This window comes from Burkholderia sp. Se-20378 (assembly GCF_017104665.1).
GTDB classification, from domain to species: domain Bacteria; phylum Pseudomonadota; class Gammaproteobacteria; order Burkholderiales; family Burkholderiaceae; genus Burkholderia; species Burkholderia lata.
In genome coordinates this window covers 22,109-36,282 of sequence record NZ_JAAGPG010000003.1, presented here as the reverse complement: position 1 = coordinate 36,282, position 14,174 = coordinate 22,109, and the positions used below count along the sequence as shown (strand labels likewise).

The window sequence follows — 14,174 nt, the reverse complement described above, 5'->3', positions numbered from 1 at the left end:
CTCACGCGTTACACTGACCGGCTGGAATCACGGATGAATCACGGACGGCCTGCCTCACCATGCGGATACTGATAGTCGAAGACGAACCCAAGATGGCGTCGTACCTCCGGAAAGGGCTGATGGAGGCGAGCTACACGGTCGACGTCGCGGAAAACGGCAAGGACGGTCTGTTCCTCGCGCTGCACGAGGATTTCGATCTCGTCGTGCTCGACGTGATGCTGCCGGAAATGGATGGTTTCGAGGTGCTCAAGCGGCTGCGCGCACAGAAGCAGACGCCCGTGCTGCTGCTCACGGCGCGCGAGGCGATCGAGGACAAGGTCGCCGGGCTCGAACTGGGCGCCGACGACTACCTGCTCAAGCCGTTCGCGTATGCCGAGTTCCTGGCACGCATCCGCTCGCTGCTGCGACGCGCGCCACGCAACGTGCGCGACATCCTGCATGTCGCCGATCTCGAAGTCGACCTGATCCGCCGCCGCGTGCGGCGTGCCGACACCCGCATCGACCTGACCGCACAGGAATTCGCATTGCTGCAACTGCTCGCCGAGCGCGAGGGCGAAGTGCTGACGCGCACCTTCATCACGTCGCAGATCTGGGACATGAATTTCGACAGCGACACGAACGTCGTCGATGCGGCGATCAAGCGCCTGCGCGCGAAGATCGACAACGCCCATGAGAAGAAGCTGATCCACACGATCCGCGGAATGGGCTACGTGCTCGAGGATCGTTCGTGACGCGCCATCCCGGCTCGTATTCGCTGCTGCGGCGGCTGACGCTCGCGTTCGCCGTCGTCGCCGCGCTCGTGTTTGCGTTGACCGGTGCGTACCTGTATCGCTCGCTGTCCGCCGAACTCACGCGACGCGACGACATCGAGATCTCCGGCAAGCTCAACCAGTTCCTGCAGCTCGCGCACGCGAGCGGATCGATCGCCGCGCTGCGGGCCGATCCTGCCGTGTTTCATGAGGTGCTGCTGTCGCACCCAGGCGTGTATCTCGGCATCTACGATGCGCAGAACCGCGCGCTCGTCGAGCATTCCGACGAAGCCGGCAATACGTTGACCTCGGTCATCTCGGCGCCGCATCCGGCCGGCGAAGCCAGAGGCCCGTTCACGTGTTCGCCGCCCGGCATCGGCACGTCGCGTTGCGTGTACGCACGTGCCACGCTGCCGTCCGGCGATGCGATCCAGGTCGCGCTGGCGCGCACGGCGACCGATCGCCAGTCGCTGCTCGAAAGCTACCGTGTCGACATCTGGCTCGCGGCGGCCGTGGGCGCGCTGCTGGTCGGCGCGCTGGGCTACGCGGTCGCGTCGCGCGGCCTGCGCCCGGTCGAGAGCCTCGGCCGGCAGACGTCGCGCATCGAGGCGCACAACCTGAACGCACGGCTCGACGCGCGCGGCGGCCCGGTCGAGTTGCACGAACTCGCAACGTCGGTGAACCGGATGCTCGACCGCCTCGAACGCGCATTCGTGCGGCTGTCGCAATTCTCGTCGGATCTCGCGCACGACATGCGCACGCCGCTCGCCAACGTGATCAGCTCGTCGCAGGTCACGCTGTCGCGCGCGCGCACGACCGAGGAATACGAAGCACTGATCGATTCGAACATCGAGGAATGCGAACGGCTGCAGCGGATGATCGAGAACATGCTGTTTCTCGCGCGCACCGACAATGCGCGGCAGCACCTGAAAACCGCCGAGCTCGACGCGGGCAGCGAGCTGCGCCGGCTCGCGTCGTATTTCCAGGCGCTGGCCGACGAAGCCGGCATGCGCATCGACGTGCATGGCGAAGCGCCGGTCGTCGCCGATGCGACGCTGTTCCGGCGCGCCGTCAGCAACCTCGCGTCGAATGCGCTCGAACATGCGGAAGCCGCGTCGACGATCGAGCTGGCGGTTTCCGCGCAAGCCGGGTATGCGGTCGTCGAAGTCACGAATCGCGGCGCCGCGATTCCGCCCGAGCAGGTCGACAAGATCTTCGAGCGCTTCTACCGCATCGATTCGTCGCGGCACGGCGCGGCGCGCAATGCGGGGCTCGGGCTCGCGATCGTCAAGTCGATCATGGAGCTGCATCGCGGCAAGGTCGAGGTCGTAAGCCGTGACGGGCGCACGACGTTTGCGCTTTATTTTCCGCGCGATGCCGAAGGGTAAGCCGTTCGCTCGGCGATTCGCATCGGCGTGACGGCAGGCTCGACTGACACGATCGCACTCATGTGGTCCGGGCCGACATGTCGCGCAGAGACGACGATGTGTTTCAGCGCTCGGATCAGCGCAGCGAAAGCGGAATTCTCGCCGCGACCCAATCCATCGTGGTAGGCGGCATCGAGATCGTCCGCGTGCTGTCGTACGCATCCGATGCGTCGAAGTAGGTCAGCTTGCCGTCGTGAATCTCGATCGGATCATTGCCGGGCCGGCCGCCCCAAAAGACGAAAAATAGCCGTGTCGCGAGGGTCGACCCGTGCACATCGGCCACGACGATTTTGACCTGCTCGTTCTGGTCCGTAAAATGGCCATTGCTGCTGCGGCCACTGCCGCAGATGTTGACGAGATAGGTTGTGCCATCGATCTGCTTGATGCCGCCGTTCAGCTTGGCGTTGTAGTTGAATCGCTGGCAATCGGTGTCGTCGGTCGTGATCCCGCGAAAATTGACGAGATGGAAAAGTGCCAGGAAGCCCAGCGCGACGATCGCCAGTCCTGTGCGCTTCGTTCGGCTGAAATGGTCGATATTTCTGACAAGCCGACAGACGTAGAGCACGACGATGATCGACGTGATGGTGAAGATCATGCCCTTCGCATTCTTGAGCGAGAAAAGCGTGATCGCGTTCCTCGCGTCGGCTGGCAGGAACATCCATGCAATCGCGACAACCAGGCATATGCCGACGACGGCCAAGACCAGTTGGTAATACGGGACTATTTTGACGTCGGGCATAACGTTTGAATAGCGATTCGCAAGAGAACCGGTCTCAGCGTAATCAAAGCCCCGGCAATTCCAACGACAAAAATGAAGACGACTTGCCAGATCAAGCGAAACCCACGCAGGTCGTAGAGGCACGGGCAGTCTTCCGGCGGCACGACTGTTACGGAAGGTTTCGTCGCCAGACAGTCCAACATCGCGTCCTCGAGTTCCGCAGCCCCTTGCCTATCCATTTTGGCGACCGTGTCGGCATCCATGAGTGGCCGGCACATGGAGTGAGCAGATTCGCGTCGACGAGTCGCGGTGGTACGTGTATCGCCCCCCTCCACGAACGTCCTTGGCAGAATCGCATCGTTTGCGCTGTATTTTCCGCGCGGCGCCGAAGGGTAAGCCGCTCGCCTGGCAACTCGCATCTGTGTGACGGCCGATGCAACGCCAAACGAAGCGCGACGACCACCACCGCTGAACGCCCTCACTCCCCCGGCTCGCGCCGGATCTTCGCCTGGCGGCGATTACGGTCGTTCAGTATCTGGTGCCGGCGATGGTCGGTCAGTTTCTTCCAGTCACGTGCCTCGTCGCGCGTTCTCAAACAGCCCACGCAGAATCCGGTGCGGCCATCGAACGCGCACAGCTCGATACACGGCGATTTCACGGCCACGATCAGGCCGCCTTCGCAGGCGTCATCACTTCGACGGTCACGTGCGACACGCCGTCGAAACCTTCGACCAGTGCATGATAAAAGCGCGCGTCGCGCGCCACATCGACGGTCTCGACCGACACGATCGCGCTCATATGGCCGGGGCCGACGCGCCACACGTGAAGATCGTTGACCTTGTCGCCGAGCGCCTCGATCGCATGACGTACGCGCTCCGCCAGCTTGCGGTCGACGTTGACGTCGAGCAGGATGCCGCCCGTATCGCGCATCAGCCCGTACGACCAGTTCGCGATGACGAGTGCGCCAATGATGCCCGCGACGGGGTCCATCCAGACCCAGCCGAATGCACGCGCGAGCAGCAGGCCGACGATGGCCAGCACCGACACGGCCGCGTCGGCGATCACGTGGACGTAGGCCGACCGGATGTTGTGGTCGCGATGAGCGGCCGCGTGCGAACCGTGATCGTGATGCGCGTGATGGTCATCGTCGTCATCGTGCCCATGATGATGACCGTGCCCGTGACCATGCGCATGGTGATGGTCGCCGCTCAGCAGCCACACGCTGGCGAGGTTCACCGCGAGCCCCAGCACCGCAATCGGAATCGCTTCACCGAAGTGAATGGGAACGGGCGCCAGCAAACGTGCGACAGCCTCGTAGCCGATCAGGATCGCGATCATCGCGAGCACGATCGCACTCGTGAACCCGGCCAGGTCGCCCAGCTTGCCAGTGCCGAACACGAAGCGCGGATCGTCGGCATGCCTGCGCGCATAGGTATAGGCCAGCGCGGCGATCAGCATCGCGCCCGCGTGCGTCGACATGTGCAGCCCGTCGGCGACGAGCGCCAGCGAACCGAACAGCGTACCGCCGACGATCTCGGCCACCATCATCGCCGAGCACAGGCCGATCACCATCCACGTCCGCCGCTCGTTCTGCTCGTGCGCAGCGCCGAGGAAGATATGGTCGTGCCCCGCGCCGAACGCATCATTCGTGAAATTGCCCATGTTCCGCCCCGATTACTTGAAATAGCTGTGCACCACGTCGATCAGCTGCTCGGTCGCGCTGCCTTCGTGCTCGTCCGGCCCATGTGCATCGACCATGTGCTCGCGAATGTGGTCTTCCAGCACGACGGCCAGCAACCCGTTCATCGCACCGCGACAACTCGTGATCAATTGCAGCACCTCGTTGCAGCCGCGCTCTTCCCCGAGCGCGCGCTCGATGGCCTCGACCTGCCCCTTGATACGGCGCACGCGGTTCAGCAGCTTCTGTTTTTCACGAACGGTATGGCTCATCGCCGGCAGACTCCAGGATAGGGAGGGGGAGTATATCCCCAGGAAGCTTCCCCTATAGGGGAGAGGGGTATATTTTTTGAGATGAAGGCTTGCCGAAAGAAATCCGCTCGGCTAGACTGCCCTTCGTCTTTGGGGAGTAGCCTGCTTTCCGTCCCCGGAAAGCGATCGTGTCAACACACTCGGCCTGCGGCCGTGGCACGATCAGCCTGATCGGCTTGGCGAGACCATGGGTGCATCGCGTCGTTCCTGGTCGGACGTCGTCGGACGCGCCATGGTTCGTCAGCGTCCGACCACGGAGTCCCCATGTTCCCCACCGCCCTCTCCCCGCGTTTCGCCGCCGTCCGCGCGCATGCCTGCGGAGGTGCCGCATGACTTTCATGTTTGTCGAACTGGCGTTCATGCTGCTCGTCATCCTCGTCGCCGCCGAGGTCTTCACCAACGCACTCGAACATCTCGGCGAACGCCTGAAGATTTCCGAAGGCGTCACCGGTTCGCTGTTCGCCGCCGTCGGCACCGCGTTGCCCGAAACGATGGTGCCGCTGCTCGCACTCGCCGGCGGCACGGCAAACCAGGCCGTGAACGAGGAGATCGGCGTCGGCGCGATTCTCGGCGCGCCGCTGATGCTCGCGACGCTCACCACCTTCCTGATGACGCTCGCCGTGATCCGCTCGCGCGGGCTGCGCGGCACGATCGCCCCCGAACGCACGGGCTTCGTGCGCGACATGAACTACTTCCTCGCCGCGTTCTCGCTGGCCACCGCCGCGATGTTCGTCCCGCACCACAACTGGGCCGTGCGCGCGCTGCTCGCGGCGATGCTGGTCGGCATCTACGTGATGTATGTCGTGATGACGTTCCGCGCATCGAACCAGCTCGTCGATGCCGGGCATGGCACCGAGGCGCCGCACAAGATGTTCCTGTCACGCCTCGGTATGCCGACCAGCCTCGCGACGATCGCGCTGCAACTGCTCATCGGCGTCGCGCTGCTGGTCGGCGGCGCGAAGGGCTTCATTCACGGGGTGGAAGGCGTGTCGCACGTGCTCGGCGTATCGGCGCTGCTGCTGTCGCTGATCATCGTGCCGATCGCGACGGAATTGCCGGAGAAGGTCAACAGCGTGCTGTGGATCCGCCGCAAGAAGGACACCCTCGCGTTCGGCAACATCACCGGCGCGATGGTGTTCCAGGGCACGCTGCTGCCCGCGATCGGCATCATGCTGACGCCGTGGGAGCCGCGCCCCGAAGTGCTGACCGGCGTGATCATCACGCTCGCGGCGGCGGCATGGCTGCGCTTCAATGCACGCGCACGCGGGCTCGCGATCTGGGCGTTGCTGGCGAACGGCGCGGGCTATGCGGGGTATCTGTTCCTGACGCTGGCGCGTTGATCCTGCTCAACGAACGCGCCGGGCACGATTCCGCTGCCCGGCGCGAACGAAGCGTCATCGCGCCGCACGCCGGAAAGCGGCTCAGATGCGCGCTTGGTTCACACGCTGCGACAGTTGCTCGGCGCTTTCCTTGCGCTCGCTGTATCGGTCAGTCAGATACACGCCGACGTCGCGCGTCAGCAGCGTGAACTTGACCAGCTCCTCCATGACGTCGACGACCCGATCGAAATACGCGGACGGCTTCATCCTGTCGTCGTCGCCAAATTCCATGAACGCCTTCGCGACGGATGACTGATTCGGAATGGTCAGCATGCGCATCCAGCGCCCGAGCACGCGCATCTGGTTGACCGCGTTGAACGACTGCGATCCACCGCTGACCTGCATGACCGCAAGCGTCTTGCCCTGCGTCGGCCGTACCGCGCCGACCGACAACGGAATCCAGTCGATCTGCGATTTCATCACGCCGGTCATCGCGCCGTGCCGCTCGGGGGAGCACCACACCATGCCCTCCGACCATTGCACGAGCTCGCGCAGCTCCGCCACTTTCGGGTGGTTGTCAGGCGCATCGTCAGGCAGCGGCAAGCCGGACGGATTGAAGATCCTTGCTTCGGCACCCGTCGCCGTCAGCAACCGCGCCGCCTCCTCGACCAGCAACCGGCTGAACGAGCGCGTACGCAATGACCCATAGAGCAGGACGATTCGAGGCGGATGCGTCGACGGTTGTGCGGGCTGCAGCCGGCTCGCGTCCGGTACGCTAAAAAGTACGGCATCGAGTTGCGGCAGATCGTTCAGACGGTCAGACACGCTTGCCCTCCGCATCGATCACGATTTCGCCGTCTTCCTTCGCAAACGGCCCCTTATGCGGATCGGGCAGGATATCGAGCACCTGCTCTGACGGACGGCACAGCCGAGTGCCGAGCGGCGTCACGACGATCGGGCGATTGATCAGGATCGGGTGAGTGACCATGAAGCCGATCAGGTCGTCGTCGCTCCACTTCGGATTGTCGAGATCGAGCGCTTCATAGGGCGTCCCCTTGCGCCGCAGCACGTCGCGCACCGGGATGCCCATCGCCGCGATCAGCGCGCGCAGTGCTTCGTGACCCGGCGGCGTTTCCAGATAAAGGACGACGCGGGGCTCGACGCCCGTGTTGCGAATCATCGCCAGCGTGTTGCGCGACGTACCGCAATCGGGGTTGTGATAGATCGTGATGTCGGTCATCTCTGGATTCCTGAATGATTTCACGCGCACTCGTACCAGCCCTTCGAACGGTTGACGACGCGCACGACGAGCAGCATGACCGGCACTTCGATGAGCACACCGACGACGGTCGCGAGCGCTGCGCCGGAGTGGAAGCCGAACAGGCTGATGGCGGCCGCCACGGCCAGCTCGAAGAAATTGGACGCACCGATCAACGCCGACGGACACGCGATGCTGTGTTTCTCGCCGACGAGGCGATTGAGCCCGTAGGCGAGCGCTGCGTTGAAGAACACCTGGATCAGGATCGGCACCGCGAGCAGCGCGATCACCAGCGGTTGCTTCAGGATCGCCTCGCCCTGGAACGCAAACAACAGCACCAGCGTGGCGAGCAGCGCGGCAATGGACCACGGACCGATCTTCGCCATCGCGCGGTCGAACGCCGCCTGCCCCCTGGCGAGCAGCAGCCGGCGCCACACTTGCGCGACGATCACCGGGATGACGATGTAGAGCACGACCGACGTGAGCAGCGTCGCCCACGGCACCGTGATGGCGGACATCCCCAGCAACAGGCCGACCAGCGGCGCAAAAGCGACCACCATGATGCTGTCGTTCAGCGCGACCTGCGATAGCGTGAACAGCGGATCGCCGCCCGTCAGTCGGCTCCACACGAACACCATCGCCGTGCACGGCGCGGCGGCCAGCAGGATCAGGCCGGCGATATAGCTGTCGATCTGGTCGGCCGGCAGCAGCGGCGCGAACAGCTGCCGGATGAACAGCCAGCCGAGCAACGCCATCGAAAACGGTTTGACGAGCCAGTTCACGACGAGCGTGACGCCGATCCCCCGCACGTGCTGCCGAACCTCATGCAATGCGCCGAAGTCGACCTTGACGAGCATCGGCACGATCATCACCCAGATCAACAGCCCGACGGGCAAGTTGACCTGTGCGTATTCCATGCGGCCGATATGCTGAAAAAGCCCGGGCAGCGCGTGGCCCAGCGCGATGCCGAGCACGATGCAGAGCGCCACCCACACGGTCAGGTAGCGCTCGAAGAATCCGATGGCGGGCTGCGCCGCCGCGACTTGCGGCCGTGCAACGTCCGAGCCGGTCATGCGTCGCCTCCGCAGCAATCGGGCGCCGCCGGTACACCACAGGCCGCGCCAGCGCAGCAGTTCTCGGTCAGGAACCCGATGAGCCCGCTCATCGATTCGAAATTCGCCGCGTAAAAGATGAACCGGCCTTCTTGTCGCGCGGTGACCAGATCCGCATGCGACAAATCCTTCAGATGGAACGACAGGCTCGATGGCGACAGCCCGATCTGCTGCGCGATCGCACCGGCCGGCAGCCCTTCGGGCCCGGCCACCACCAGCGCGCGAAAGATGGCCAGGCGCGCTTCATGAGCAAGCGCGCCCAGGGCGCGCACGACGAGATTGGAGTCCATGGCGCGAAGGATAGCGCCATCATTTCGATATTTCAAGTATTGTTGAAATGATGGCGCCGATCCCGTGCGCGGCGGTGCTCAACCCCGTCGCGCACCGTCAACCGCAGCCGCGCGCGCCGCTTCCGGCCCGGTACGCACGGCGCCGGTGCGGCGGCCCGCCTTGCGGACGGGCTGCGCACCGGCACATCGTCAGGTCAGGACGCCTTCACCAGCTTGACGATCGTCAGCGTGCCGTCGACCTTCTCGATCCGCACCTTGACCTTGTCGCCCGTATGCGCGTGCTCGAGCATCGCTGCGTCCTTCGCCTTGAACGCCATCGTCATCGGCGGCATCCCGACGTTGTCGAGCGCGCCGTGCTTCAGCGTGATCTTGCCGGTCGCGGCATCGACCTTCTTCACTTCGGCGTCCGTCAGCGCGGCATTCGACTCGGCCATGCCGCCGGACGACATCTTCATGCCGGACATGTCCATGCCTGCCATGTCGCCGGCTGCAAAGGCGGGGGTGACGAACGTGCCGGCAGCAAGAATGGTGGCGGCAGCGACGGTAACAGTGATCAACTTCTTCATCGGGATTCTCCGGTTGGGATGGATGGCACGTTCGTGCCGTGAGGAACTGCTTCGGAATGCCGCGCGCGGCCCATGCTTCGCGCGCGACGGCGCTGCAGCAGGAGCCAGGCGGCGGGAATGACGAACATCGACAGCAGCGGCGCCGTGACCATGCCGCCGACCATCGGCGCGGCGATGCGCTGCATGACTTCGGAACCGGCGCCGTGCCCGACCATGATCGGCACGAGGCCGGCGAGCACGACGGCGACCGTCATCGCCTTCGGCCGCACGCGCAGCACCGCGCCTTCGCGGATCGCGTCGAGCAGCAGCGCATCGGTGAGCGGTTCGCCGGCATCGAGCCGGCGCTGCAGCGCGCCCTTCAGGTACAGCAGCATCACGACGCCGAACTCGGCGGCCACGCCCGCGAGCGCGATGAAGCCCACCGACGTCGCGACGGACACCGCATGGCCGAGCGCCCACACGAGCCAGAAGCCGCCGACCAGCGCGAACGGCACCGTCGACATCAGCAGCAGCGCATCGGCCGCCGAGCCGAACGTGAGGAACAGCAGCACGAAGATCACGACGAGCGTCACCGGCACGACGGTGCGCAGCTTGGCCGCCGCGCGTTCGAGATACTCGAACTGCCCCGACCACGCGATCGAATAGCCCGGCGGCAACGCGACCTGCTGCGCGACGGCCTGCTGCATCGCGCGCACGGCGCTCTGCAGATCGGTGCCGCGGATGTCGACGTACACGTAGCCGGACAGTCGCGCGTTCTCGCTGCGGATCATTGGCGGACCATCGGCGATCGCGATGCGCGCGACGTCGCCCAGGCGGATCTGCGCGCCGCGCGCGGTGACGACCGGCAGTTGCCGCAGGTTCTCGACCGAGTCGCGCACCTCGCGCGGGTAGCGGATGTTGATCGGGAAGCGCTCGCGCCCCGCGATCACTTCGCCGACGTCGTCGCCGCCGACCGCCGACGACACGACCGACTGGATGTCGGCCACCGACAGCCCGTAGCGCGCGGCCGCGAGCCGGTCGATGTCGACGTCGATGTAGCGGCCGCCGTTCAGCCGTTCCGCGAGCGCGGACGTCACGCCCGGCACGGGCTTCACCGCGGCCTCGACCTGCTTCGCGATCGCGTCGATCCCGGCCAGGTCCGGCCCGGAAATCTTCACGCCGACCGGCGTCTTGATGCCGGTGGACAGCATGTCGAGCCGGTTGCGGATCGGCGGCACCCACACGTTTGACAGCCCCGGCACCTTCACCGTGCGATCGAGTTCGTCGACGAGCTTCTCCGGCGTCATGCCGGGCCGCCACGCGCTGCGCGGCTTGAACCGGATCGTCGTCTCGAACATCTCGAGCGGCGCGGGATCGGTCGCGGTGTCTGCGCGGCCCGATTTGCCGAACACCGTATCGACTTCGGGCACGGTCTTGATCAGCCGGTCGGTCTGCTGCAGCAGTTCGCTCGCCTTGTCGGCCGAGATGCCGGGCAGCGCGGTCGGCATGTACAGCAGGTCGCCTTCGTCGAGCGGCGGCATGAATTCGCCGCCGAGCCGCGACACCGGCACGGCCGTCAGCACGAGCGCGACGACCGCAACACCGATCGCGACCCACGGGCGCCTGAGCGTCGCTTCGAGCAGCGGCCGGTACACGCGGATCAGCACGCGGTTGATCGGGTTCGCGTGTTCGTGCGGAATGCGGCCGCGCACGAGATAGCCCATCAGCACCGGCACCAGCGTCACCGACAGCCCGGCGGCGGCGGCGATCGTGTAGGTCTTCGTGAACGCCAGCGGCGCGAACAGCTTGCCTTCCTGCCCTTCCAGCGAAAACACCGGGATGAACGACAGCGTGATGATCAGCAGCGAGAAGAACAGCGCGGGCCCGACTTCCGCGGCGGACGTCGCGACGAGCTCCCATCGTCGCGCGGCCGTGATCGGCTCGCCGGGATGCGCGTGGTCGTGCGCTTCGAGATGCTTGTGCGCGTTCTCGATCATCACGATCGCCGCGTCGATCATCGCGCCGATCGCGATTGCAATCCCGCCGAGCGACATCAGGTTCGCGTTCACGCCCTGGTAGCGCATCACGATGAACGCGGCCAGCACGCCGAGCGGCAGCGACAGGATCGCGACGAACGCGCTGCGCAGATGGAACAGGAACACCGCGCAGACGATCCCGACGATCACGAACTCCTCGATCAGCTTGTCCTTCAGGTTGCCCACCGCGCGCTCGATCAGCTGCGAGCGATCGTAGGTCGTGACGATCTCGACGCCGGGCGGCAGCGAACGCTTCAGGTCGGCCAGCTTCGCCTTCACCGCATCGATCGTGGTCAGCGCGTTCTTGCCCGAGCGCATCACGACGACACCGCCCGCCACCTCGCCCTGCCCGTTCAGCTCGGCGATCCCGCGTCGCATCGCGGGGCCGACCTGGATGCGCGCGACGTCGCCGAGCAGCACCGGCGTCCCGGCGTCGGTCGTGCGCAGCACCACGTGCCGGAAATCGTCGAGCGTGCGCAGGTAGCCGGTCGAGCGCACCATGTACTCCGATTCCGCCAGCTCGACGACCGAGCCGCCCGACGCCTGGTTCGCGTTGCCGAGCGCGGTCGCGACTTCCGCCTGCGTGATGCCGTACGCGCGCAGCTTGTCCGGATCGAGCACGACCTGGTACTGCTGCACCATGCCGCCGATGCTCGCGACTTCCGACACGTCCGGCACGGCCTTCAGCTCGAACTTCAGGAACCAGTCGTTGAGCGCGCGCAGTTGCCCGAGATCGTGATGCCCGGTGCGATCGACGAGCGCGTACTCGTACACCCAGCCGACACCGGTCGCATCCGGCCCGAGCGAGACCGTCGCGCCGGCAGGCAGCCGGCTCTGCACCTGGCTCAGGTATTCGAGCACGCGCGAACGCGCCCAGTACGGATCGGTGCGGTCGTCGAACAGCACGTAGACGAATGCATCGCCGAACGACGAATACGCGCGGACGGTTTTCGCACCGGGCACGCCGAGCAGCGTGGTCGTCAACGGATAGGTCACCTGATCCTCGACGATCTGCGGCGCCTTGCCCGGATACGACGCCTTCACGATCACCTGCGTATCCGACAGGTCGGGCAACGCATCGAGCGGCGTCTGCTGTAGAGAATGGACACCCCATGCGGCGATCAGCACGGTGGCCAACAGCACGAGGAAGCGGTTGCGGACGGAACAGCGAATGATGTGCGCGATCATCGTTCGCCTCCCTGCGGTTCGACCTTCGTCAGCCGGTAGCCGTCGTCGCTTTGCGTGAACGCGAAGCGCACCGTCTGGCCCGGCTTCACGTCCGGGAACGCGGTGGCCGAAGGCTTGCCGAACGCCATCGTCATCGCGCCCCAGCCGAGCGCCGGAACGGGCTGATGCGAGAACGTGATGTCGTTGGCCGTGACCTGCTCGACCTTGCCGGTGGTCTCGTAGATCGGTGCCGCCGCTGTCGGCGCCGACGCGGGCGTTGCCGCCGCGCTACTTGCGCCGGTGCCGCTTTCCAGCCGCGGCAGCACGCTTTTCAGGCTCGCCTCGGAATCGATCAGGAACTGCCCCGATGCGACGACCGTGTCGCCTTCGTTCAACCCGCCGAGCACTTCGGTGTCGCCGCCGACGTCGTTGCCCGTCGTCACCGTCACGGGCTGAAGCCGGCCGTCGCGGTTCTTCACGATGACGATCGAGCGCTTGCCCGTCGCGATCACCGCTTCGGACGGCACGAGCAGGCGCGACACGGTCTGCCGTGCGGCGACCTGCACGCGCATCAGCATGCCAGGCGTGAGCTTCAGCGCCGCGTTGTCGATTTCCACGCGCGCCTGCAGCGTGCGGCTGCTCGTGCTGATGCCGGGCAGCACTTCGCGGATGCGCCCCGTGAAATGCTGCGCCGGGTCGCCCGCGAACGTCGCGTCGACCGCCATCCCCGGCTGCACGTTCAGCGCCAGCGCTTCCGGCACCTCGACGATGAGCCACAGCGTCGACAGCCCGGAGATCTTCGCGAGCGTCTGACCGGGCGCGACCATCGCGCCGTCGCGCACGTTCAGCTCGCTGACGACACCGGTTTCCGGCGCGGTCAGCACGACGTGCGTCTGGGCCTTGTCGGTGCGATCGAGGCCCGCGATCATGCCGTCGGGAATCGACAGCGCCCGCATTCGTGCGCGCGATGCGTCGAGCAGGCTGGCGTCCATCCCGCTGCGCTTGAGCGCGAGGTATTCCTCCTGCGGTGCCAGCCAGTCAGGCACGAACAGCGATGCGACCGGCGCGCCCTTCGCGATGCGCTGCATCGGTGCACGCGCATAGAGACGGTCGATGTACCCGGTGACGCGCGACTGGACGACGTCCGCGCGCGATTCGTCGAACTGCGTGGTGCCCACCGCATCGAAACCGGCCGCCGTCTGCTGCCGGCGCACGGTCGCATAACGGATGCCGAGATTCTGCTGCAGGCCCGGATCGATCCGGATGCCGGACGCGCCGCCGCCTTCATCCGCATAGACGGGCTGCAGCTGCATGTCCATGAACGGTGATTTGCCAGGCTTGTCGAAATGCTGGTTCGGCACCATCGGGTCGTGCCAGTACAGCACCTTGCGGCCGGTCTTCGGGTCGATGTTTCCGGGCGACGTCGATGCCGCAACGGTGGTGTCCGTTGCCGCTGCGGCCGTTGCCGCATGGCGTGCGCCCGCGAAATAACCCGCGCCGAGCAGCGCGGTACCGGCGAACGCCAGCACGGCCGCGCGGGCCAATGTTTGCTTCGTCATGTCGC

At 65.7% G+C, this 14,174-nt stretch carries 14 protein-coding genes and 1 riboswitch; of the genes, 3 read left to right on the top strand and 11 right to left on the bottom strand.

Annotated elements, in window-relative coordinates:
• Nucleotides 1–59 precede the first annotated feature (59 nt).
• Together G3N93_RS01170 and G3N93_RS01165 are read left to right on the top strand one after the other, a co-directional pair.
• Complete coding sequence (locus G3N93_RS01170) at nt 60–731, top strand: heavy metal response regulator transcription factor (protein ID WP_166955107.1); 672 nt, start codon at nt 60–62, stop codon at nt 729–731.
• Nucleotides 728–2,137 (top strand): heavy metal sensor histidine kinase, encoded by a 1,410-nt coding sequence (locus G3N93_RS01165; RefSeq protein ID WP_206132118.1) that lies wholly within the window; start codon nt 728–730, stop codon nt 2,135–2,137. Before G3N93_RS01170 ends, G3N93_RS01165 begins: the two co-directional genes overlap by 4 nt.
• Nucleotides 2,138–2,252: 115 nt before the next feature.
• Here the strand turns inward: G3N93_RS01165 and G3N93_RS01160 are convergent, their stop codons facing one another.
• From G3N93_RS01160 to G3N93_RS01145, 4 genes are all read right to left on the bottom strand, one after another.
• Nucleotides 2,253–2,876 (bottom strand): hypothetical protein, encoded by a 624-nt coding sequence (locus tag G3N93_RS01160; RefSeq protein WP_241026349.1) that lies wholly within the window; start codon nt 2,874–2,876, stop codon nt 2,253–2,255.
• A gap of 496 nt (nt 2,877–3,372) precedes the next feature.
• Nucleotides 3,373–3,558: a DUF1289 domain-containing protein gene (locus G3N93_RS01155; protein ID WP_021159996.1), complete on the bottom strand. Its 186-nt coding sequence runs from the start codon at nt 3,556–3,558 to the stop codon at nt 3,373–3,375.
• Between the two features lie 2 nt (nt 3,559–3,560).
• Nucleotides 3,561–4,556 carry a CDF family Co(II)/Ni(II) efflux transporter DmeF gene (dmeF, locus tag G3N93_RS01150; protein WP_174937975.1) on the bottom strand — a complete coding sequence of 332 codons (996 nt, stop codon included), beginning with the start codon at nt 4,554–4,556 and terminating at the stop codon, nt 3,561–3,563.
• 12 nt (nt 4,557–4,568) lie between these two features.
• Nucleotides 4,569–4,844 carry a metal/formaldehyde-sensitive transcriptional repressor gene (locus G3N93_RS01145; protein ID WP_039354022.1) on the bottom strand — a complete coding sequence of 92 codons (276 nt, stop codon included), beginning with the start codon at nt 4,842–4,844 and terminating at the stop codon, nt 4,569–4,571.
• Between the two features lie 119 nt (nt 4,845–4,963).
• Nucleotides 4,964–5,131, top strand: a riboswitch (yybP-ykoY riboswitch).
• An 81-nt stretch (nt 5,132–5,212) separates the two neighbouring features.
• Between G3N93_RS01145 and G3N93_RS01140 the strand changes: the two genes are divergently transcribed.
• Entirely contained in the window at nt 5,213–6,223 is a 1,011-nt protein-coding gene (locus G3N93_RS01140) for a sodium:calcium antiporter (RefSeq protein ID WP_206132116.1), read from the top strand.
• Between the two features lie 81 nt (nt 6,224–6,304).
• Here the strand turns inward: G3N93_RS01140 and arsH are convergent, their stop codons facing one another.
• From arsH to G3N93_RS01105, 7 genes are all read right to left on the bottom strand, one after another.
• On the bottom strand, nt 6,305–7,042 hold the full coding sequence (gene arsH / locus G3N93_RS01135; protein ID WP_206132115.1) for an arsenical resistance protein ArsH: 738 nt from the start codon (nt 7,040–7,042) through the stop codon (nt 6,305–6,307).
• Nucleotides 7,020–7,442, bottom strand: coding sequence for an arsenate reductase (glutaredoxin) (gene arsC, locus G3N93_RS01130; RefSeq protein WP_206132114.1), 423 nt, complete (start codon nt 7,440–7,442; stop codon nt 7,020–7,022). Before arsC ends, arsH begins: the two co-directional genes overlap by 23 nt.
• Before the next feature lie 20 nt (nt 7,443–7,462).
• Entirely contained in the window at nt 7,463–8,533 is a 1,071-nt protein-coding gene (gene arsB, locus G3N93_RS01125; RefSeq protein ID WP_206132113.1) for an ACR3 family arsenite efflux transporter, read from the bottom strand.
• A complete protein-coding gene (locus tag G3N93_RS01120; protein WP_174938504.1) occupies nt 8,530–8,862 on the bottom strand; it encodes a helix-turn-helix transcriptional regulator in 333 nt (110 codons plus the stop codon). The genes arsB and G3N93_RS01120 overlap by 4 nt, the downstream gene beginning before the upstream one ends.
• Before the next feature lie 194 nt (nt 8,863–9,056).
• Complete coding sequence (locus G3N93_RS01115) at nt 9,057–9,428, bottom strand: copper-binding protein (protein ID WP_206132112.1); 372 nt, start codon at nt 9,426–9,428, stop codon at nt 9,057–9,059.
• On the bottom strand, nt 9,425–12,631 hold the full coding sequence (locus G3N93_RS01110) for an efflux RND transporter permease subunit (protein ID WP_206132111.1): 3,207 nt from the start codon (nt 12,629–12,631) through the stop codon (nt 9,425–9,427). The genes G3N93_RS01115 and G3N93_RS01110 overlap by 4 nt, the downstream gene beginning before the upstream one ends.
• Nucleotides 12,628–14,169 carry an efflux RND transporter periplasmic adaptor subunit gene (locus G3N93_RS01105; RefSeq protein ID WP_206132110.1) on the bottom strand — a complete coding sequence of 514 codons (1,542 nt, stop codon included), beginning with the start codon at nt 14,167–14,169 and terminating at the stop codon, nt 12,628–12,630. The genes G3N93_RS01110 and G3N93_RS01105 overlap by 4 nt, the downstream gene beginning before the upstream one ends.
• Nucleotides 14,170–14,174: the final 5 nt, after the last annotated feature.